Origin of the sequence: Lysobacter sp. 1R34A (assembly GCF_051217035.1) — a bacterium.
In the GTDB taxonomy this organism is placed as follows: domain Bacteria; phylum Pseudomonadota; class Gammaproteobacteria; order Xanthomonadales; family Xanthomonadaceae; genus Lysobacter.
Map to the genome: position 1 here is coordinate 1 of NZ_JBPKJP010000039.1, position 20,230 is coordinate 20,230.

The window sequence follows — 20,230 nt, forward strand, 5'->3', positions numbered from 1 at the left end:
CCGCCGAGGCCGCCGCGCGCACCGCCGGGAGGGCCGCCGGCTGCGCCGGCACCGGCTGCTTGGTCGGCCGGCTTGTAGCGCAGCGCGGCGTTGCTGACCCGCAGCACGTCGTCGCGGCGGCTGACTTCGATCTCGGCGTTGGCGGTCATGCCCGGCAGCAGCACGCCGTCGCCGTTGTCGACCGAGACCACGACCGGATAGGTGATGACGTTGCTGGTGTTGGTCGCCGACAACCGTACCTGCTGCACGGCGCCGCGGAACTGACGGTCGGGGAAAGAGTCGACGGTGAAGTTGACGCTCTGCCCCGGCTTGACCTGGCCGATGTCGGCCTCGTCGATCGCCAGCACGATCTCCATTTTCGACAGGTCTTCGGCGATCTGGAACAGCACCGGCGACTGCAGGCTCGCGGCCACGGTCTGGCCGGGCTCGATGCTGCGGGTCAACACCACGCCGTCGACCGGCGCGCGGATCACCGTGCGCTGCAGGTTGAGGCGCGAGGTCTGGGTCGAGGCGATCTGTTGGTTGATCTGGGCCTCGGCGCCGGCCAACTGGGCGCGGGCCTGGTCGCGCGCGGCGCGGGCCAGGTCCGCATCGCTGCGCGCGACGAGTTGGTTCTTGGCCAGTTCCGACTTGCGCTGATAGTCGAGCTCGGCGTTGCGCAGGGTCGCCTGCGCGGTGGCGAGGCCGGCGCGGGCGTTGCTGACCTGGGCCGAGCCCTGGGCGATCTGCGCTTCGTAGGTGGCCGGGTCGATGCGCGCGATCACTTGGCCTTTGCTGACCCGGTCGTTGTAGTCGGCCAGCACTTCGGTGACCTGGCCGGAGATCTGGCTGCCGACGTCGACGGTCGAGATCGCCGAGAGCGCGCCGGTGGCCGAGATGGCGACGCGAATGTCGCCGCGCTCGACCTTGGCGGTGCGGTAGGCGCCCGCGGCCTGTTCGGCATTGCGCTGCCGGTAGAGCGTCCAGGCTCCGCCGGCCAACGCCAGCGCCACTGCAGCGACGACGATGCGCTTGGGCCATGGCGATTTGCGGCGCCCGTTCTTGTTCGTCGCGGGTGAGGTCGGCTTGGCTGCGCTCATGGGACTCGGATCGTGGGCTATGGAGGCGCGAACGCGCGTGGCTGAATGCGGTTGACAGCGCTCGCTGCCCGGACCGCGGCCCGCGCGAACGGTTCAGTTTCGTCCATCGCCCGCGCAAGCGGAACCGGCCCGGCGACCGGCGTTCTGCACAAGGATTCGCCAGGGTGCGAAAGCGTCGCAGCCGGCGGCCAGGCTCAGTCGGCGCCGGGGCGGCGCGGCAGCGGCGGCATATGGGTGCTCAGAGTCGCGCTGCCGGGGCGGAAACGGATCACCGCGGTGGTGCCCTGCCCGGGCGCGCTGGTCAGAGTCACCGGCCAGCCGAAGCGTTCGCCGAGCCGGCGCACGATCGACAGGCCCATGCCCTTGCCGTCGCCGGCCGAGAAATCGGCGCGGTAGAACGGCGTGAACGCCTTGGTCAGGGTCTCCACCGACATGCCGATGCCGGTGTCGCGGATCTCGATGCTGTCGCGGCTCAGGCGCACGTCGATGCGGCCCTGGTCGGTGAAACGCACCGCATTGCTGAGCAGGTTGCCGACCATGACCCCGAGCGCGTGCGGCGGCGCGTTCAGGCGCGGCCCGCCTTCGTCGTACAGATGCAGCTCCACCGGCTTGCCGTTGAGCAGCGGCAGGATCCGCTCCATTTCGTTGTCGACGATGTCGCGGACCAGGAATTCTTCCGACTGCGGCTCGACGTCGGACTCGCGCGCCAGGATCAGGAAGGCGTCGATCACCGCCTCCATGTCGCGGCCGGCGCGCTGCACGCGCAGCAGCGAGCGTTGCGCGCGCAGCGGCGTATCGGGGTCGGCCAGCATCAGGTCGGTGGCGACCCGGATCACCGTCAGCGGCGTGCGCAGTTCGTGACTGGCGTCGCGGGTGAAGTCGCGTTCGCGCTCGACGAAGTCGCTGACCCGCTCGGCCAGGCCGCTGAGCGAGCTCGACAGCCGGCGCACCTCGCTGCCGGGGTCGTAGGGGAATTTGATCGGCTCGATCAGGCTGGTGTCGGGATCGCGCGGGTCCCATTGCGAGACCACGTTGGCCAGCCAGCTCACCGGCGAGACCAGGCGCTTGGAGGTGCGGTAGGTATGCCAGGAAATCAGGTAGGTCGTCAGCAACGACAGCAGCAGCGAGAACAGCCCGGTGTAGAGGATCGCCTCGTCGATCAGCTCGGTGGCGTAGATCATGTAGAAGGTGCCGGGCTCGCGCCGGTCCACCAATACCACCCTGCCGCCGCCGGGCAGATCGTGCAGGCCCGAGTCGAACGCGCGGATCACCGCCGGCAACATCGAGTCGCTGTCGCCGGTGGGGACGAAATGGCCGCGCGTGGTCGAGGTGCGCGGCAGCGGGTAGTTCGGGTCGCGGATGCGCCCGGCCCAATAGTCGTCGGCCTCGCGTTGCATGCGCTGCTCGAGCACCACGTGGCGCACCGCGAGTCCCGCCAGGAGGATGCCCAGCGTGATCGCGATGCTGCCGATCAAGGCTTGCAGAATGAACGCAAGCTTGATCTTGCGCGGTAGCCCCTGCGGCATGGTCTCGGCCGGTCAGTCCGGCGGCTGCGAGATGTCTGCCACCCGGTAGCCGGCGCTCTGCACGGTATGCAAGAGCTGCTTGTCGAACGGCTTGTCGATGGTCTTGCGCAGGTTGTACAGGTGGCTGCGCAGAGTGTCGGAATCCGGCAAACCGTTGCCCCAGATTTCGCGCTCGATTTCCTGGCGGCTGACCACGCGCGGCGATTCGCGCATGAGGATGGTCAACAGGCGCAGGCCGATCGGCGACAACTGCAGCTCGCTGCCGCCGCGGGTGACCCGCAGGCTGGCCGGGTCGAGCACCAGGTCGGCGACCTTGAGCACCTCGCCGCCGACCTGGCGGCGCTCGCGCCGGATCAGGGCGCGCAGGCGCGCTTCCAGTTCCTGGATCGCGAACGGCTTCGTCAGGTAATCGTCGGCGCCGGCGCTCAGGCCGGTGAGTTTTTCGTCGAGCGTGTCGCGTGCGGTCAGCATCAGCACCGGGGTGGACTTGCGGGCTTCCTCGCGCAGCTTCTTGCAGACCTCGATGCCGTCCATGCGCGGCAGCATCAGGTCCAGGACGATCACGTCGTAACTGTTCTCGGTGGCAAGGCGGTAACCGTCGAGACCGTCGGCCGCGTAGTCGACCTCGAAGCCGCGGCTTTCGAGGTACTCGCCGACCATTTCGGAGATATTGCGGTTGTCTTCGACGATCAGGACCAGCCCTCCGTCTCTCGTACCCTGCATGCAGCCTCTCCATTCCTTCAGTTTTGTGAAGGTTGCCCTCGCCAAGGTGGACGGCCCGTGAAGACCCTCGCTACGCTGACTGCTCCCCCGTCACGAAACGCGCCGATGCTTGCCGACCGCCTCTACCCGATCCTGCTGCTGCTCGGCTCGAACATCTTCATGACGTTCGCCTGGTACGGCCATCTCAAATACAAGTCGTCGCCGCTGGTGCTGGCGATCGCGGTCAGCTGGGGCATCGCCCTGTTCGAGTACTGCCTGCAGGTGCCGGCCAACCGCCTCGGCAGCGCGGTGTACTCGGCGCCGCAGCTCAAGGGCATGCAGGAGGTGATCACCTTGCTGGTGTTCGCCGGCTTTTCGGCCTGGTACCTCGGCGAGCCGCTGAAATGGAACCACTGGGCCGGGTTCGGCCTGATCGTGGTCGCGGCCTGGCTGATTTTCCTGGATTGAGTCTGCTGCTTCAGCTTGCTTAGCTGAGCTTGCTTAGCTGAGCTTGCTTACTGAGCTTGTTTAACCGAGCTCGGTGGAGCGATCCCGGCCGGCCCGTTCAAGGGCCGCACAGGGACTCGACCTCGACCTCGCGCGACCAGCGCTGGCCGCGCAGGTCGATCGTCAGCCGCCCTCTCCAGCGGGTCAGGCTGCTGGCGCCCTCCGCGCGCGCCTGCGCCGCCTGCGCCGCCGGCAACCGTACCCAGCGCCCATCCTGCTCGACCGACAGGCTTGGCGGGCCCAGGCGCAGCTCCGCCGAGAGCTTCTCGCCGGGATCCGACCAGCGCAGGGTCTGGCCGCGCTGCCGCTCCAGGCCCAGGGTCTCGATATCCGAATGCGCGCCCTCGCGGCGCAAGGCATAGGGCGTGCCGGCCACCGACAAATGCAGCGTCGGCCAAGCCTCGAGCGCCGAGGTTTCGTCGTCGCGGTTGCGCCACACCGTCGCCAGCGCGGCGCCGCCCTCGATCGGCCCGGCCTCGACCGGGCCGCCTTCGGCCGAGCCGGCTTCGGCAGAGCGCGCCCCGGCGAGATAGACGTGAACGATCGGACAGGTCTTACTGTCCATGCTGTCGCCGAGCCACGGCGACACGCGCATCGGCACGTCGGGCTGCGCGGCGGTCGACGCCGACACCGCGCCCGGCCACAGACAGGTCAACATCAGGCCATACAGAGCGTTCTTCGATGACACGGCATCTTCCTTGATGGATGGAGCCACGCGGCCGATCGGTGTCGGCTCGGCGTCGCTTCCCGGTGGTTTTACCCGGTGGAGCTTTCCCTGAGGAGTTCCCGCTGGTGCTTCAGAACTTGATCTTGCCGGTCAGGATGTCCTTGAACATCACCCAGTCGCCGACGAAGGAATACAGCGGGTGCTTGAAGGTGGCCGGGCGATTCTTCTCGAAGAAGAAATGCCCGACCCAGGCGAAACCGTAACCGCAGACCAGCGCCGCGAGCAGCAGCCCGGGCCGCCCCTGCCACAGGGCCAGCGCGAGCAACGCCAGCACCCCGCAACTGCCGATGAAATGCAGGCGCCGGCTGGTGCGGTTGCTGTGCTCGCTCAGATAGAACGGGTAGAACTCGCGGAAACTCGCAAAACGGTTCGCCATGTCCCTGCCCTCGCTTGATCGCGCGCGTCGCTCAACCGGAGCGTTTCGCCCCGTCGTCGCCGAACCTGCCCGCATCCTGCCGCGCCGTTGGCAACGCCGCAAGCTCGGGGGCACCGTCGAGCGTGCGCGGTGGAACGCGGCTCGGTGGCTCCGCTCAGGACTCGCCGCGTTCGGCGCGCTTGGCCCGGTCCCAGTACGCGTCCTGGCCTTCCAGCGGCAACTCGGCCAGGGCCAGGCCGTCCTGCGCGGCCAGGGTCTCCATCGCGCGGAAGCGGCGTTCGAACTTGAGGTTGGCGCGGCGCAGCGCCGCGCCCGGGTCGACTTTGCCGTGGCGGGCCAGGTTGGCGCAGACGAACAATACGTCGCCGATCTCGTCCTCGAGGCGCGCGCGCGCGGCCGCATCGTCGGGCGCGGCCGCGACCGCGGCGAACTCGGCGCGGACTTCCTCGATTTCCTCGTGCAGCTTGGCGATCACCGGGGCGACGTCGGGCCAGTCGAAACCGACCGCGGCCGCGCGCTTTTGCAGTTTCACCGCGCGCTGCCACTCGGGCAGGCCGCGGGCGATGCCGGCCAGGGCCGACGTGTCGACCTCGCCCGCCGCTTCGCGCTCGCGGCGTTTCTGTTCTTCCCAGGCCACGGTCTGCGCCTCGACGTCCTCGACGCTGGCGTCGCCGAACACGTGCGGATGCCGGCGCACCATCTTGTCGCTGATCGCCGCGACCACGTCGTCGAAGGCGAACGCGCCCTGCTCCTCGGCCATGCGCGCATGGAACACGACCTGCAGCAGCAGGTCGCCGAGTTCGTCCTTCAGCGACACCAGGTCCTTGCGATCGATGGCGTCGGCGACTTCGTAGGCTTCTTCGATCGTGTACGGCGCGATCGAGGCGAAATCCTGTTCGAGGTCCCAGGGGCAGCCGCTGTCGCGATCGCGCAGGCGCGCCATGATCGCGAGCAGCCCGGCGATGCCCGGCGGCAGGTTCAGCACTTCAGCCATCGAGCCACTCCTTCCACGGCAGGGCGAGGTCGCCCACGGCGACGAAATCGCCGTTGAGAATGCCGGCGCGCTGGTTGTAGCGGAACGGCCGGCCCTGCGGATCGAATACCGCGCCGCCGGCGGCTTCGAGCACACACTGGCCGGCGGCAGTGTCCCATTCGCTGGTCGGGCCGAAACGCGGGTACAGGTCGAGACCGCCCTCGGCGATCTGGCAGAATTTCAGGGAAGACCCCAGGCTGAGCATGTCGATGCCGCCGGGCGCTTCGCGTTGCAGCCGCGCTATCGCCCGCTCGGCGCGATCGCTGTGGAACGAACGGCTCGCCGCGACCCTCAGCGGCTGCGCCGCCGGCGCGCGCACCCGCACTTCGCGCTCGTCGTCGCCGTCGCGGCGGTAGGCGCGGCCGCCGCGCTGGGCGTACCACAGCGCGCCGCCGACCGGCGCCTGGATCAGGCCGAACACCGGCTCGCCGTGGTCGATCAAGGCCAGGTTGACCGAGAACTCGCCGTTGCGCTTGACGAATTCGCGGGTGCCGTCGAGCGGATCGACCAGCCACAGCCGCGACCAGTGCCGGCGCTGCTCGAAGCTGACTTCGTGCGCGGATTCTTCCGACAGCACCGGGATGTCCGGGGTCAGCCGGGCGAGCCCGTCGAGAATGAGGTGGTGCGCGGCCATGTCGGCGGCGGTGACCGGCGAGGCGTCGGCCTTGCGCTCGACCGCGAACTCGCTCTCGTAGACGGCCAGGATCGCGCCCGCGGCGGCACGTGCGATCTCGATCGCGCCTTCGATCTGGGCCTGGCTCAGCAGGGGCCGGTTCGGCTCGGCGGCGCTCATGCCTGCGGCTCCGGCTGCGGTTCGCCGTTGCGCAGCCACTCGCGCGCGATGAACAGCGCGGCGATGCTGCGGCCCTCGGAAAAATCCTGGCGCAGGATCAGCTCGTGCAGGTCGTCGAGCTTCCACGGCACCACTTCGAGCTCCTCGGGTTCGTCGCCGGGCAGGCGCTCGGGGTAGAGATCGCGGGCGAGGACCAGATGGGCCTGGTGGCTCATGTACGTCGGCGCCAGGGTCAGCGAGCGAAGCACGGTCAGCGAACGCGCGCCGTAGCCGGCTTCTTCCTTGAGCTCGCGGTCGGCGGCCTCGATCGGGCTCTCGCCCGCGTCGATGCGGCCCTTGACCAGGCCGAGCTCGTAGCGATGCACTCCGGCGGCGTATTCGCGCACCAGCAGCACCGTGTCGTCGTCGATCATCGGCACCACCACGACCGCGCCATGGCCGCGCCCGTGCAGGCGCTCGTACTGGCGGCGCTCGCCGTTGGAAAACTCGAGATCGAGCCGTTCCAGCCGGTACGGACCGGCCTCGTGCTCGGTGACGTGATGAATGGTCGGCAGCCGCCGGGTCATGGCGCGGCTCCGGGCGTGAGCGGGGAGCGGAAAGGCACGATAATAGGGGGATGCGAGAGATCACTCACGACACGACGATGCTAACAGAGCCGGGCGCCGACGCGGCGGACTCCTGGCGAGAACGCGACCTGGCGGTGCTCTGGCATCCCTGCACCCAGATGCGCGAACACCCCCATACGCTGCCGTTGCTGCCCATCGCGAGCGGGCGCGGACCGTGGCTGATCGGACACGACGGGCGTCGCTATCTGGATGCGATCTCGAGCTGGTGGACCAACCTGTTCGGCCACGCCGAGCCGCGCATCGCCGAGGCCATCGCGACCCAGGCGCGGACCCTCGAACACGTGATCCTGGCCGGCTGTTCGCATGCGCCCGCGGTCGAGCTCGCCGAGCGCCTGCTGGCGCTGGCGCCGCGCCAGGACGGGCGCGCGCCGTTGAGCAAAGTGTTCTACGCCGACAACGGTTCGGCCGGGGTCGAGGTCGCGCTCAAGATGGCCTTCCATTGGTTCCGCAACCGCGGCATCGAAGGCCGGACCAAGTTCATCGCCCTGGAGAACGGCTACCACGGCGAGACCCTCGGCGCGCTCGCCGTCGGCGACATCCCGCTGTACCGGCGCATCTACGCGCCGCTGCTGGCGGAGTCGCTGTTCGCGCCCTCGCCCGACGCCTACCTGTGCGAACCCGGCCAGAGCCCGGCCGAACGCGCACAGGTCGCTGCGGCGGCTTTGCGCGATCTGCTCGAACGCCATGCCGACGAGGTCTGCGCGCTGATCCTGGAGCCGCGGGTGCAATGCGCCGGCGGCATGCGCATGCACGACCCGCTGTATCTCAAACTGGCGCGCGAACTGTGCGACGAGCACGGCGTGTTCCTGATCGCCGACGAGATCGCGGTCGGTTTCGGCCGCACCGGCACCCTGTTCGCGAGCGAACAGGCCGGGGTCATGCCCGACCTGCTGTGTTTGTCGAAGGGCCTGACCGGCGGCGCCCTGCCGCTAGCCGCGGTGCTGACCACGCAGTCGATCTACGACGGTTTCCTCGACGATTCGCGCGAACGCGCCTTCCTGCATTCGCACAGCTATACCGGCAACCCGCTGGCCTGCGCGGCGGCGCTCGCCAGCCTGGATATCTTCCGCGACGACGACATCCTGGTCCGCAATCGCGCCACCAGCGCGCGCATGGCCCGGCTCGCCGCCGAGTTCGCCGATCACCCGCACGTGGCCGACGTGCGCCAGGCCGGCATGATCGTCGCCTTCGAACTCACCCGTAACGGCAACAAGCGCACCCCGTTCGACCCTGCCGCGCGCATCGGCCTGCACGCCTACCGCGCCGCGCTCGAACGCGGCGTGCTGCTGCGCCCGCTCGGCGACGTGCTGTACTGGATGCCGCCCTATTCGATCGACGAAGAGGCCCTGGCCCTGCTCGCCGACACCACGCGCGCGGCGATCGACCAGGCCGTGCGGGAGACCGCCGCATGCGCCTGACCCGAGTCCATGTCGACGCCGAGCTCGGCGCGGGCCGCGAGGTGGCGCTGCCCGAAGGCCCCGCGACCCATCTCGCCCGCGTGCTGCGCCACGAGGTCGGCGATGCCTGCGTGCTGTTCAACGGCGACGGCCGCGACTACCACGGCCGCATCGTCGCGCTCGGCAAGCGCGAGGTGCGGGTGGCGGTCGAGTCGGCGCAGGAAGTCGAGCGCGAGTCGCCGCTGCCCCTGGTGCTGCTGCAGGGCATCGCGCGCGGCGAGAAAATGGACCTGATCCTGCAGAAGGCCACCGAGCTCGGCGTGCACGCGATGCATCCGCTGTGGTCGCAGCGCAGCGAGGTCAAGCTCGACGAAGCGCGCGCCGAGAAACGCCATGCGCATTGGCGCAGCGTGGTCGCCTCGGCCTGCGAACAGAGCGGCCGCGCCCGCGTGCCCGAAGTGTCGGCGCCGCGTTCGTTGGCGGCGACCCTGGCGGCGTTGCCGCCGGGCGGGCTGCGCCTGATCCTCGACCCCGAAGGCGAACTCGCCTTCGCCACCTTGGCGGTCGCGAGCGAAGCGCCGGTGTTGCTGGCGATCGGCCCGGAAGGCGGCTGGTCGCCGCTGGACCGCCAACAGCTGCGCGATGCCGGCTTCCAGGGCTTGCGCCTGGGCCCGCGCATCCTGCGCACCGAAACCGCCGGCCTGGCGGCGATCGCGGCCTTGCAGGCGAGGTTCGGCGATCTGGCTTGAGGCTGCGACTCGTTACCGTCTCGAGGCGGAAGCAAATCCCCTCTGCACCCTCCAAAAGGGGTGAACTGCGATGCGCGGCAGGGTGCGGGGGATTTGCCGTTGCCGGTACCTTTGCGCCATCCACATCAGGGAACCGCGCTCAGATCTTGAAATAGATCCGCCGCGCATCCAGCCAACGCACCACGCCCCACCACAACGCGACGAAGACCAGCGCGAACGCCAACGAGGGCGGATACGGCCCGACCGACGGGGTCATCCAGTCGGCAAAGCCGCGCCGATACACCGGTTGCAGCCAGCCCATGCCGATCAGCAGATACAGCAACAGGGCCGAGCCGGCGTAGGCGGCGATCGCGTTGACACCGAAGGCGCGTCCGACCGCGGGCCAACCGCGACGGTCGATCAGCTGGTGGAACACGGCCAGCACCCAACACGACAGACCGCCGCTCCACAGCACGTAGGCCGGGGTCCACAGATTCTTGTTCAGCGGCTGCCAATGCGCCGCGACCCAACCGGCGAGCAGACAGGCCGCGCCGGCGATCCACAGCGCGCGCGCCTGGCCGCGACGCAACCAATCGCCGGCGCGCAGCCCGAGCAAGGTGGTCGCGAGCGCGCCGAGCGTCGACACCAGGCCTTCGGGGTCGTGGCCGCGGCCGCTGGCCGCATCGATCTGGAAGACGTGGGCGCCGAACAAGGCGCTGTCGATGCGGCTGGCGATGTTCTCGAACGGCGCGTAGCTGCCGCCGGAGGCGAGCAAGCCGGCGTACCCGAGCAGCAACCCCGCCCAGGCGATCCATTGCACCCGCGCCGGCACGTACAGCGCGATCAGCGCCGCGGCCGCGAAACACAGGCCGATCCGCTGCAAGACCCCGGGGATGCGCAACTGCTCGTGGCCGATCGCCCACATCCCGCAGGCATGCAGCAACAGTCCGAGGCCGACGATGCGCAGGGCGCGCCACAGCGCCGGTCGAAGCAGGGTCGCCGCGGCGACGCCGTGCTCGCGGCGCGGCATCAGCGCCAGCGCGATCGACACGCCGACGATGAACAAGAACATCGGGAACACGAGATCGGTCGGGGTGAAGCCGTGCCATTGCGAATGCTGCAAGGGCGCATAGACATGGCCCCAGTCGCCGGGGTTGTTGACCAGCAACATCGCCGCGACGGTCAGGCCGCGCAGGGCGTCCACCGAAGCGAAACGTTTCGGCGCCGCCGCAGCCGAGGGTGGGCCAGACGGCGGGCCGGATAAAGGGCGCGGCTGCGGCGCCGCGCCGCCGGCCTGCGGCGCCGGACTCACGCCGCTTGCGCGAGCGCTTCGCCGATCAGCGCTTCCAGCGCTTCCAGATCCGGCAGCAGCGCCGGATCGTCGTTGAGCAGCACGCGCGCCTGCACCGCATGCGGCAGCACGTCGCCTTCGCGTCCGGCGACCGACAGGCTGTCGCGCGACACGGTGACCAAGCGCGGGAAGCCCTGGGTCAACAGGGCGAAATACGGCAAGCGCGAGGCGGCGCTGAGCGCCTTCAGCACCACGACCTTGCTGCCCAGGCCGCCCTGCTCGCGGGCCAGCCCGGACAGTTCGCCGAACGCGACCAGCGGCAGATGCCAACCGCGCCAGCGGATCTGGCCGAGCAGCCAGCGCGGCGCGTCGTCGATCGGCGCCGGCGGCGCGTAGGACAGCACCTCGGCGATGGTCGCGTTGGGCAGCAGCAGTCGTCCGCCGCCGACCTGGATCAACACGCCGCGGATGTCCGCGTGCGCGCTGGTTTCGGGGGCTGCGTCGCTGATCTGGTTCTCGTTCGACATCGCTTCGCGTCCTCGCCGCGGCTCGCGCGGCCTTCAACCGGTGGATCTGTTGCGGTGGATTCGATGACGCCGGAATCCGGGATTCGGTGCCGTCGCGCCCGGCGACGGCGTTCAAGCGCTTGGCCGGCGCCTCAGATCGCGCTCTGCATGGACCAGCGCGAGGCCAACTTGGCGGCGAGTTCGGCCGGCTGACCGCTGCCGGCGCCGCGCGCTATCGCCGCGCTGGCGGCGGCCGCATCGTAGCAACCGTCGGGCGACTGGCCGGCGACCATCGCGCCGTGCGCGGACAGCGTCATCGCCGTGTCGACCTGGGCCGGGTCGGCGCCGCTGAACAACAACACCGCACTGTCGGAAGCCGGCAAGACGTCGAGCACTTCGCCGCCTTCGACGAACTGGATGCCGCTGTCGCCGACTTCGATGCCGAGCCCCGCCGGCAGGATGTAGATCACCCCGTCGATGGTGCGCGTGCCGGCTTCGGCGAGCTTGACCAGCACCGAGGTGGCGCGCTGCATCTGCGCGACAAGCTTGTCGTAGCGGCCGCCGTCGAGGCGCTGCTGCACCAGCACCGGCCGGCCGAAATTCTCCGGCAGCGCGCCGAGCAGTTGGCGCACCGCATCGGGTCCGCCGATGCCGGCGAGCACCAGCACGGCGCCGTTGCGGGTCGAAACAGGCTGGCTGTCGTCGACCAGCTCAAGGCTGGAAATACGCCGCTCAATTTCGTCGAGATCGTGTTTGCCGACGCCGGCGTTGCCGTGCGCGCCGCTCTGGCCGGTGGCCGCGCTGACCAGGCTGGCCTCGTCGCTGAACGACCAGTCCGGCACTGTCGGCGCCGGCGGCAACGGCGCTTTCGGCGCCGCCGGCAGGTCTTCGTTCAAATCGAACTCGAAATCGCTCTCGAAGCTGCGCGCTTCGGCGGCGGCGCGTTCGTTGCGGCCGTCGTCGAAATCGAGCGGCGCGACCGTCGGCGCCGACTCGGATTCGAACCCGGGTACGGGCTTGTCGTCCTGGATCGCGAAAGCGCTGTCGAAATCGATCAGCTCGCGGACCTGGTCCTGCGGCGGCGCGCGCCAGACTTCCAGATCGCCGAGCCCGGTTTCGTCGAGTGCGGGCACGTCGGCATGGGCCGCGGCCGGTTCCACCCACTCCTCCAGCGTCGGCGAATACGGCGCGGCGTTGCCCGGGACGTCGTCCTGGCTGTCGACCGCTTCCAGAGTCAGATGGTCCAGGTCGAAGTCGTCGGCCGCGACCGCTTCGGCGGCGACGAGCTCTTCGGTAGCGGCGAACTGTTCGGTTTCGAGCGGTTCGGCGACGATTTCATCGATGTCGAGCCGTTCGGCGTCGTCCTCGATCGCCGCTTCGGCGGTGAGGAACTCGATATCGTCCTCGACCGGCGGCGGCGACGGTGCGACCCGCGCCAGTTCGCCGATCTGTTCGGCGGCGACGAACGACAGCGGGTCGAGCGAGGTCTCGGCCGAGGCCGGATCGAATCCGACCGGCTCCTGCGCCAGCGGCGATCCCGCCGCGAGCGGTCGCTCGAACCCGGTCGAGATCAGCATCGGATCGGGTTCCGGCTCGGGCTCGCGGCCCGGCGGCAACACGTCGTCGTGGCGGTGCAGCTTGGCGCTGAGATGGCGCGCCCAACGCGCCTCGTCCCAACCCTCGCGCGACACCGTCAGTTCGGCTTCCTCGAAGATCACCTCGATCGAAGGATCGACGAGCAGGTTCTCGAAACGGTCCAGCGCGTCCTCGGTGGCCGGATCGAGCACCACCACGACCACGTCCGGATCGGCCGCGTCGAGCGCGTCCGGTTCCAGCGCGGTCGGGTCGCCCACCAGCACCAGGTTCGCGCCGGCATCGCCGAGCGCGCTGCGCAAACGGTCGCAGGCCACGCCGGCCCGCGCCAACAACGCTACGCGACGTTCTGCTTCAGCCATGATGACGCGCGATTCCGAGCAGTTCGAACACGTTGCGGATCAATTCAAGCTCCTGGTAAGGCTTGCCGAGGTAGCGCTCGACACCGATCTCGAACGCACGCTGGCGGTGCTTTTCGCCGGTACGCGAGGTGATCATCACGATCGGCACGTCGCGCATGCGCGCGTCGGCCTTCATCTGCGTGGCCAGCTCGTACCCGTCCATGCGCGGCATTTCGATGTCGAGCAGCATCAGGTCGGGCACGCGCTCGGCCATGCGCTCCAGCGCATCGATGCCGTCCTTCGCGGTGATGACCTCGAAATTGTGGCGTTCGAGCACGCGGCCGGTGACCTTGCGCATCGTCACCGAGTCGTCGACCACCATCACCAGCGGTACGCGGCGGGTTTCCGCCGGGGCCGGCGGCGGTTCGACCACCTGGGCGAAGTCGAGCAACTGCGCGGTGCGGCGGCGCACCAGCGGCGCGACGTCGAGGATCACCACCACGCGGCCGTCGCCCATGATGGTCGCGCCGAAGATGCCCGGCACCGACGCCACCTGCGGGCCGACCGGCTTGACCACGATTTCGCGGTTGCCGATGACCTGGTCGATGGTGATGGCGGCGCGCAGATCGCCGGAGCGGATCAGCAGCAACGGCATCTGCAGCTGGCCTTCGGCCTTGGCCGGCGCGTGGCCGATCAGGGTGCCGAGGTCGTGGACGACATAGTCTTCGCCGCCGTAACGGTAGTTCGCCTCGCCCGCGTCGAGCAGTTCGCGCGACAGGCGGCCGACGCCGCGCACCGAAGCGATCGGCACGGCGAAGGTGATGTCGCCGATGCGCACGAACACCGCCTGGGTGACCGCAAGCGTCTGCGGCAGGCGCAGGGTGAAGTGGACGCCGTGGCCCGGACGCGAGTGGATGTCCAGGGTGCCGCCGAGCTGGCGGACTTCGCTGGCGACCACGTCCATACCGACGCCGCGACCGGCGAGGCGGCTGACCTCGTCGGCGGTGGAGAAGCCCGGTTCGAGGATCAGCGAGTCCAGGTCGGCTTCGGCGATGACCGCGTCGGCGCGGACCAGGCCGCGTTCCTCGCCGCGGCGGCGGATCGCCGCGCGGTCGAGACCGGCGCCGTCGTCGGCCACTTCGAGCACGACTTCCGAACCTTCGCGGCGCACCGCGATGCGCACCGTGCCTTCTTCCGGCTTGCCGGCGGCGCGACGCTGTTCCGGACGCTCCAGGCCATGCGCGACGGCGTTGCGGAGCATGTGCTCCAGCGGCGCGGTCATGCGTTCGAGCACGTTGCGGTCGAGTTCGCCCTGGGTGCCTTCGAGCTTGAGCGTGACCTGCTTGCCGAGCTCGCTGGACGCTTGGCGAACCACGCGGCGCAGGCGCGGCAGCAGGGTGTCGAACGGCACCATGCGCGTGCGCATGAGGCCTTCCTGCAACTCCGAGCTGACTCGCGACTGCTGCAACAGCAGGGTTTCGTACTGGCGGGTCAGGTCGTCGAGGGTGTTCTGCAGGCTGTTCTGGTCGGCCGCCGATTCGGTCAGCGCGCGCGACAGTTGCTGCAGGGTCGAGAAGCGGTCGAGCTCGAGCGGATCGAACGACTGATCGCCCGCATCGCCCTCGCGCTGGTAGCGCGCGATGATCTGCGCTTCGGTTTCGATTTCCAGGCGGCGCAGCTGGTCGCGCATGCGCAGGTTGGTCTGCGCCATTTCCGCGATCGCGCCGCGGAACGCACCCAGCTGCTGCTCCAGGCGGGCGCGATAGATCGCGACTTCGCCGGCGTAATTGACCAGGCGATCGAGCAGGTCGGCGCGGATGCGCACCTGTTCCTGCGGCGCCCGCACGCCGATCTCGTCTTCGTCGCCGAGCGGCGCGTCGATGATCGGCGCCGACAGCGGCTTGAGGCCGTCCTGCTCGGCCGCGACCGGCTTGGCCTGCGGTTGCGGCTGGGCGGCCTGGGCTTCGACCGGTTCGAGACCGGCGAAGCTCGGCATCGCCTCGCCGCGCCAGCGCGCTTCGAACACCGAGATCAGGGCTTCCGGCATCGCGATCGCGCGGCCGGTGCCGACCCGCGTGATCATGGCGTGCAGGCGGTCGAACCCGCGTTCGAGCAGGACCAGGCCGTCGCGACCGAGTTCGGTGCGATGGTCCACGACCGCTTCGAGCAGCGACTCCATGACGTGGCCGAGTTCGCCCACGGCCATGATGCCGGCCATGCGCGCGCCGCCCTTGAGCGTGTGCAGATCGCGCTGCAGGCCGACCAGCGGTTCGCGTTCGCCGGGGGTCTCGCGCAGTTGCGCGAGCAGGCCGTCGGAATGATCGAGCAGGTCGCCGCCCTCTTCGACGAAGATGTCGACGAGTTCGGGATCGAGTTCGCTGACGTCGAGCGCTTCGTCCGGGTCGGGATCGGCGTTGGAGGCGTGCGCGAAGATCGCGGCCAGGGCGGCCGGCACGCCGGCGGCGATACCGGTCTGCACCGCCGAGCTGGCGCCCGCGGCGACCGCTGCGGCCGGACGTTCGACCTCGGCGCCGGGCGCTTCGTCGTTGTCGTTGGCCGCGGCTTCGCTGTCGGTGCCGCGGTCGTCGAGACGGGCCTGGGCCAGATCGGTCGCCGGCTGTTCGGCAGCGGCATCGGCCTGGGCGTCGGCCTCGGCCTGCTCGCGTGCGAGGCGGTCGGCCTCGGCGTATTCGGCTTCGAGACGTTCGTATTCCAGGCGCTCGGCTTCGGCCTGTTCGGCGGCCAGGCGTTCGGCTTCGAGACGTTCGGCCTCGGCCTGCTCGGCAGCCAGGCGCTCGGCTTCGAGACGTTCGGCTTCGGCCTGTTCGGCAGCCAGGCGCTCGGCTTCGAGACGTTCGGCTTCGGCCTGTTCGGCGGCCAGGCGCTCGGCTTCGAGACGCTCGGCTTCGGCCTGTTCGGCGGCCAGGCGCTCGGCTCCGAGGCGCTCGGCTTCGGCTTGCTCGGCGGCCAGGCGCTCGGCTTCGAGACGTTCGGCTTCGGCCTGTTCGGCGGCCAGGCGCTCGGCTTCGAGTCGCTCGGCTTCGGCCTGTTCGGCGGCCAGGCGCTCGGCTTCGGCCTGTTCGGCAACCAGGCGCTCGGCTTCGAGTCGCTCGGCTTCGGTCTGTTCGGCGGCGATGCGTTCGGCTTCGAGGCGCGCCGCTTCTTCCAGGCGGGCCTGTTCGGCGCGCTGAGCTTCGGCGGCGTACTCGGCTTCGAGGCGCTCGTATTCGAGGCGCTCTTCCTCGGCCAGGCGCTCGGCTTCCAGGCGTTCGGCCTCGGCTTGCTCGGCGGCCAGGCGCTCGGCTTCGAGACGCTCGGCTTCGGCCTGCTCGGCAGCCAGGCGCTCGGCTTCGAGACGCTCGGCTTCGGCCTGCTCGGCAGCCAGGCGCTCGGCTTCGAGGCGCTCGGCTTCGGCCTGCTCGGCAGCCAGGCGCTCGGCTTCGAGGCGCTCGGCTTCGGCCTGCTCGGCAGCCAGGCGCTCGGCTTCGAGACGCTCGGCTTCGGCCTGCTCGGCGGCCAGACGCTCGGCTTCGAGGCGTTCGGCCTCGGCCTGCTCGGCGGCCAGGCGTTCGGCCTCGAGACGCTCGACTTCGGCCTGCTCGGCAGCCAGACGTTCGGCTTCGAGGCGCTCGTCCTCGAGACGAGCCGCTTCGGCGCGCTCGGCCTCGAGACGCGCGGCTTCCAAGGTGCTGTCGGCGAAACCGCTCGGCAACAGGTCGAGCCCCAGGCTCAGTTCGTCGCCGTCGAAATCGGTCCGCGAGACCGGCTTCGGCGCGGCGGCGTCGCCGTCGGCCTGGCCGAATTCGCGCGCGGGGTCGTAATCGCCGAACGCGCTGAGGTCGTTGACGGTGAGCTCCGACAGGTCCTGGCCTTCCGGCAGGACGTCGTCGTGGTAGATCTCCTCGGCGATCATCGGCGAGCGCGCGTCGGGCAGGCTGTCGCGCAACGCGGCGATGCGTTCGGGCAGGCCGAGGAACATCGGCACGTGCGGGGTCGGCGACTTCAGCGCCTCGACCGTGCGGCGGATCGCGTCGGCCACCGCGGTCAACGCGGCCACGCCTTCGGCGCTGGCCGGCGCGGCGCTGGCGAGCAGGCGCTTGACGTAGGCTTCGGTCGGCGCGGTGACGTCGGTGATGACCGGCACTTCGGTCATCGCGAAGGCGCCGTTCAAGGTGTGGATCGAACGCTGCAGGCCGTCGTTGGCGAGCTGCGGTAGCGGCTGCGACGCCGCGAGCCAGGCTTCGATGGTGACCAGATGGCCGGCCACTTCGCCGTCGAGGATTTCGAGCAGGACCGGGTCGACCGAAGCCGGCACGTAAGGCCCGTCGATCGCCGGCGCGGCCACGGCTTCGGCTTCGATGGCGGCTTGCGGCGGCTTATAGAAAGCCTCTTCGCCGGTCGCGAGCAGATCGGCGTGCGCCTCGATGCCGGCGACGTCGATCGTCAGCGGGCCCTGGTTGCGCAGGGCGGCGTAGAAGCCCGGCAGCGCGCGATGGGCGTGCTCGACCAGGTCGATCACTTCCGGGCTCGCCGCGCGGCCGTGTTCGCGCACGCGGTTGAGCAGGTTTTCGATGTTCCAGCTGAACTCGCCCAGGGTGCGCGCGCCGACCAGGCGGCCGCTGCCCTTGAGGGTGTGGAACACGCGCCGCACCGGCTGCACGCGCGCCAGATCGTCCGGCGCTTCGCGCCAGGCCGGCAGCAGGTTGTCGAGGTTGGCGATTTCCTCTTCGAATTCCTCGAGGAAGATCTCGCGCACTTCGTCGTCGATGTCGTCGACCTGTTCGAAGCCGCCGGTCGCGGCCGACTGGCCGAGCATCGACGGCGCCGCGTCGGGCACCGCGTCGAGCAGGGAGGCGTCGATCAGCGCACCGCCGGCATGCGCCGGGGTCGCCGTGTCGGCGCCGGCTGCGGCAGTGCCGGCCTCGGCCACGGAGGTTTCTGACGCGGTGGATTCGCTTGCGGCGTCGGCGGCGACGGCTTCGGCCTGCATCGCCGCGGTAGCTTCGGCGGTGTCGGCCGCAAAGGCTTCGATTGAAGGCGGCGCTGCCAGCGTCGGTTCGCTATCGGACGATTCGAGGCCGTCGGTGGCGACGGCTTCGGCCGCCGAGGTCTCGCCCGCCGGCGCCTGCGATGCGTCGGCCTGCGATGCGTCGGCCGGCGTCGCGGCGACCGTCGCGGACGCTGCGGCTTCGGCCGCCGGTTCGACCCGGATCACGTCCGGCAGCGGCCAATAGCGCAGGGTTTCCAGGCTCTGGCGGGCGATGTCGAGGATGTCGTCGCGGTTCGGGCGCTGCTCGCGCAGCGCTTCGAGGTAGTACTCCAGGCTCGCCAGCGCATCGGCCAGGGTGTCGAGCTGCTGGCCGCTGGGCACGCGGCGGCGGCCGATCAGTTCGACTTCGGTGTAGCGCTTGACCCCGGTCAGGTAATCGGCCGCCAGCGGCAGCTCGATCATGCGCAGGGCGCCGGCGACTTCGTCGAGCACGCGCGGCACTTCGGTCAGCTCGTCGTGGTCCCACTTGGTCTCGACGAAGGCGACGAAGGACTGGCGCGCGTCGCCGAAGTTGGCGATGGCTTCGCGGGCGACCACGTCGAGCACCTTGCGCGCCTCGCCGGCGAGCAGGTCCTCTTCGGCCTTGTCGTCCGGCAGGCCCAGGCGCGAGACCTGGTCGTCCAGCGAGGCGTCGACATAGAGCAAGGCGCCGGCCACGTCGAGCAAGGTGCCCTCGTCGGCGGCGCGACGGCCCTCGACGATTTCGTGCATGGCTTCGCGCTGCTGCAGCACCACGGTGCGGGCCATGCCCAGCCCCATCATGCCCAGCGTGTCGCTGACCCGGGCCAGCGCGTCGACCTGCGGACGCAATTCGCCGGGGTCGGTCTGGTTGGTGCGCAGGTGCAGGTCGAGGGCGTCCTTGACCCGCAGCAGGTCTTCCTTGATCGCCGCCGCGACGGTGTCGAGCAGCGCGCGGTTGCGGCCGCTGAGGCTGCCGCGGGCGTGTTCGAGTTCCGACTCGCTGGGCAGGTGCGCGGCGAGTTCGAAGGTCTGGCGCAGGTCGTCGAGCGCCGGGTGGCGGCCGTCGCTGTGGGCGACGTGATACAGCAGCTGACGGGTCGGCTCGGCCGCGGGTTCGCCGCGCGGCGCGCTGAAGCCGTCGTCGGACAGCATCTGCCGCGCTTCGCGGTCGACGCCGCCGAAAGCCTGGCGCAGGGCGCGGGTCGCCGGCAACGCGCCGTCGCGCAGGGCGTGGGCGACCGACGAGGCCACCCACAGCATGCGCCGCACCGGTTCCAGCACGACGTCGGCGAGCAGGCCGTCGATCGCGGAGGCGAGCTGGGCCGGGTTCGAGGGCGCGCCGTCTTCCGGCCAGCCGGCCAGGGCGTCGCGCAGCGAAGCCAGGTGCGGCGCGCTGGCGTTGCGGCCGGCGGCGCTGCCGACCGGCAGCGGCGGCGGCAGATGCGCCGGCAGCGGACGGTCGAGATTGGGGGCGAACAGGACGCTTTCGTTGAGTCCGGACTCGCCGCGCGTGGCGCGCAGCTCGTTGAGCAGCGGCAGCAGCACGATCGGAATGTCGCGATGCCCGCCCTGCAACCGTTCCAGGTAGTCGGGCAGCAGCACCACGCCGCGCATGAGCGCCGCGCAGGCCTCGTCGCGGTCGGCGACCTGGCCCTGCTGCAGGGCGATGGCCAGACGCTCCATCTCCTCGGCGACCATGGCCGGCGCGTACAGCTCGACCATCCGCAGGGTGCCGTGCACCTGATGCAGATGGTTCGCGCAGACCCGCATGCGCGAGGCGTCGGCGGGATCTTCGGCGAATGCCTCGATCTCCTGGCGCGCCTGGCGCAGGGTTTCGTCCAGCTCGGGCTTGATCCAGCCCAGCGTGGTGGTGTCGATCGCTTCGCGCAACGCGGTCATGACGCGACCCGCCCGTCGGCGGGACCGCGTCGCAGACGCGGACCGTGGCTCTGGCAGCGATGTGTCGGAAGCTTCATCCTCGATACAACCCTTCT

General features: G+C 70.1%; 14 protein-coding genes and 3 pseudogenes. 3 read left to right on the forward strand and 14 right to left on the reverse strand.

Translation table 11 applies throughout. The features are described 5' to 3' along the window. From ACSAMQ_RS11030 to ACSAMQ_RS11040, 3 genes are all read right to left on the reverse strand, one after another. On the reverse strand, positions 1 to 1,079 hold a 1,079-nt coding region (locus tag ACSAMQ_RS11030), incomplete at its 3' end, for an efflux RND transporter periplasmic adaptor subunit (protein ID WP_435395689.1). Positions 1,080 to 1,273: 194 nt separating this feature from the next. After that, positions 1,274 to 2,605, reverse strand: coding sequence for a sensor histidine kinase (locus ACSAMQ_RS11035; RefSeq protein WP_435395690.1), 1,332 nt, complete (start codon positions 2,603 to 2,605; stop codon positions 1,274 to 1,276). A 12-nt stretch (positions 2,606 to 2,617) separates the two neighbouring features. After that, positions 2,618 to 3,328 (reverse strand): response regulator transcription factor, encoded by a 711-nt coding sequence (locus tag ACSAMQ_RS11040; RefSeq protein WP_031373577.1) that lies wholly within the window; start codon positions 3,326 to 3,328, stop codon positions 2,618 to 2,620. A 105-nt stretch (positions 3,329 to 3,433) separates the two neighbouring features. On the opposite strand from ACSAMQ_RS11040, the gene ACSAMQ_RS11045 reads away from it, so the two are divergent. Beyond that, entirely contained in the window at positions 3,434 to 3,775 is a 342-nt protein-coding gene (locus ACSAMQ_RS11045) for a DMT family protein (RefSeq protein WP_435395691.1), read from the forward strand. 97 nt (positions 3,776 to 3,872) lie between these two features. On the opposite strand, the gene ACSAMQ_RS11050 is transcribed toward ACSAMQ_RS11045, so the two are convergent. From ACSAMQ_RS11050 to nudE, 5 genes are all read right to left on the reverse strand, one after another. Next, on the reverse strand, positions 3,873 to 4,502 hold the full coding sequence (locus ACSAMQ_RS11050; RefSeq protein WP_435395692.1) for a hypothetical protein: 630 nt from the start codon (positions 4,500 to 4,502) through the stop codon (positions 3,873 to 3,875). 109 nt (positions 4,503 to 4,611) lie between these two features. After that, complete coding sequence (locus tag ACSAMQ_RS11055) at positions 4,612 to 4,917, reverse strand: Mpo1-like protein (protein ID WP_435395693.1); 306 nt, start codon at positions 4,915 to 4,917, stop codon at positions 4,612 to 4,614. 154 nt (positions 4,918 to 5,071) lie between these two features. After that, a complete protein-coding gene (gene mazG / locus ACSAMQ_RS11060; RefSeq protein ID WP_435395694.1) occupies positions 5,072 to 5,911 on the reverse strand; it encodes a nucleoside triphosphate pyrophosphohydrolase in 840 nt (279 codons plus the stop codon). Further along, positions 5,904 to 6,743: a 3'(2'),5'-bisphosphate nucleotidase CysQ gene (gene cysQ / locus ACSAMQ_RS11065; protein ID WP_435395695.1), complete on the reverse strand. Its 840-nt coding sequence runs from the start codon at positions 6,741 to 6,743 to the stop codon at positions 5,904 to 5,906. The genes mazG and cysQ overlap by 8 nt, the downstream gene beginning before the upstream one ends. Next, a complete protein-coding gene (gene nudE / locus ACSAMQ_RS11070; RefSeq protein ID WP_435395696.1) occupies positions 6,740 to 7,309 on the reverse strand; it encodes an ADP compounds hydrolase NudE in 570 nt (189 codons plus the stop codon). The genes cysQ and nudE overlap by 4 nt, the downstream gene beginning before the upstream one ends. A 50-nt stretch (positions 7,310 to 7,359) precedes the next feature. On the opposite strand from nudE, the gene bioA reads away from it, so the two are divergent. Beyond that, positions 7,360 to 8,787, forward strand: coding sequence for an adenosylmethionine--8-amino-7-oxononanoate transaminase (bioA, locus tag ACSAMQ_RS11075; RefSeq protein WP_435395697.1), 1,428 nt, complete (start codon positions 7,360 to 7,362; stop codon positions 8,785 to 8,787). Beyond that, entirely contained in the window at positions 8,778 to 9,515 is a 738-nt protein-coding gene (locus ACSAMQ_RS11080) for a 16S rRNA (uracil(1498)-N(3))-methyltransferase (RefSeq protein WP_435395698.1), read from the forward strand. Before bioA ends, ACSAMQ_RS11080 begins: the two co-directional genes overlap by 10 nt. Before the next feature lie 139 nt (positions 9,516 to 9,654). Here ACSAMQ_RS11080 and ACSAMQ_RS11085 read toward each other — a convergent pair whose 3' ends face one another. The 6 genes and pseudogenes from ACSAMQ_RS11085 to ACSAMQ_RS11110 form a co-directional block, all read right to left on the reverse strand. Further along, on the reverse strand, positions 9,655 to 10,698 hold the full coding sequence (locus ACSAMQ_RS11085; RefSeq protein ID WP_435395699.1) for an acyltransferase family protein: 1,044 nt from the start codon (positions 10,696 to 10,698) through the stop codon (positions 9,655 to 9,657). Between the two features lie 104 nt (positions 10,699 to 10,802). Then, entirely contained in the window at positions 10,803 to 11,312 is a 510-nt protein-coding gene (locus ACSAMQ_RS11090; RefSeq protein WP_435395700.1) for a chemotaxis protein CheW, read from the reverse strand. A 131-nt stretch (positions 11,313 to 11,443) separates the two neighbouring features. After that, positions 11,444 to 13,246: a chemotaxis protein CheB gene (locus ACSAMQ_RS11095; protein ID WP_435395701.1), complete on the reverse strand. Its 1,803-nt coding sequence runs from the start codon at positions 13,244 to 13,246 to the stop codon at positions 11,444 to 11,446. Continuing rightward, positions 13,239 to 16,088 (reverse strand): annotated as a pseudogene (locus tag ACSAMQ_RS11100) (response regulator); the annotation flags it as partial. The gene ACSAMQ_RS11095 and the pseudogene ACSAMQ_RS11100, both read right to left, overlap by 8 nt. A 1,683-nt stretch (positions 16,089 to 17,771) precedes the next feature. Further along, positions 17,772 to 18,215 (reverse strand): annotated as a pseudogene (locus tag ACSAMQ_RS11105) (Hpt domain-containing protein); the annotation flags it as partial. 191 nt (positions 18,216 to 18,406) lie between these two features. Then, positions 18,407 to 20,135 (reverse strand): annotated as a pseudogene (locus ACSAMQ_RS11110) (Hpt domain-containing protein); the annotation flags it as partial. Positions 20,136 to 20,230 lie beyond the last annotated feature (95 nt).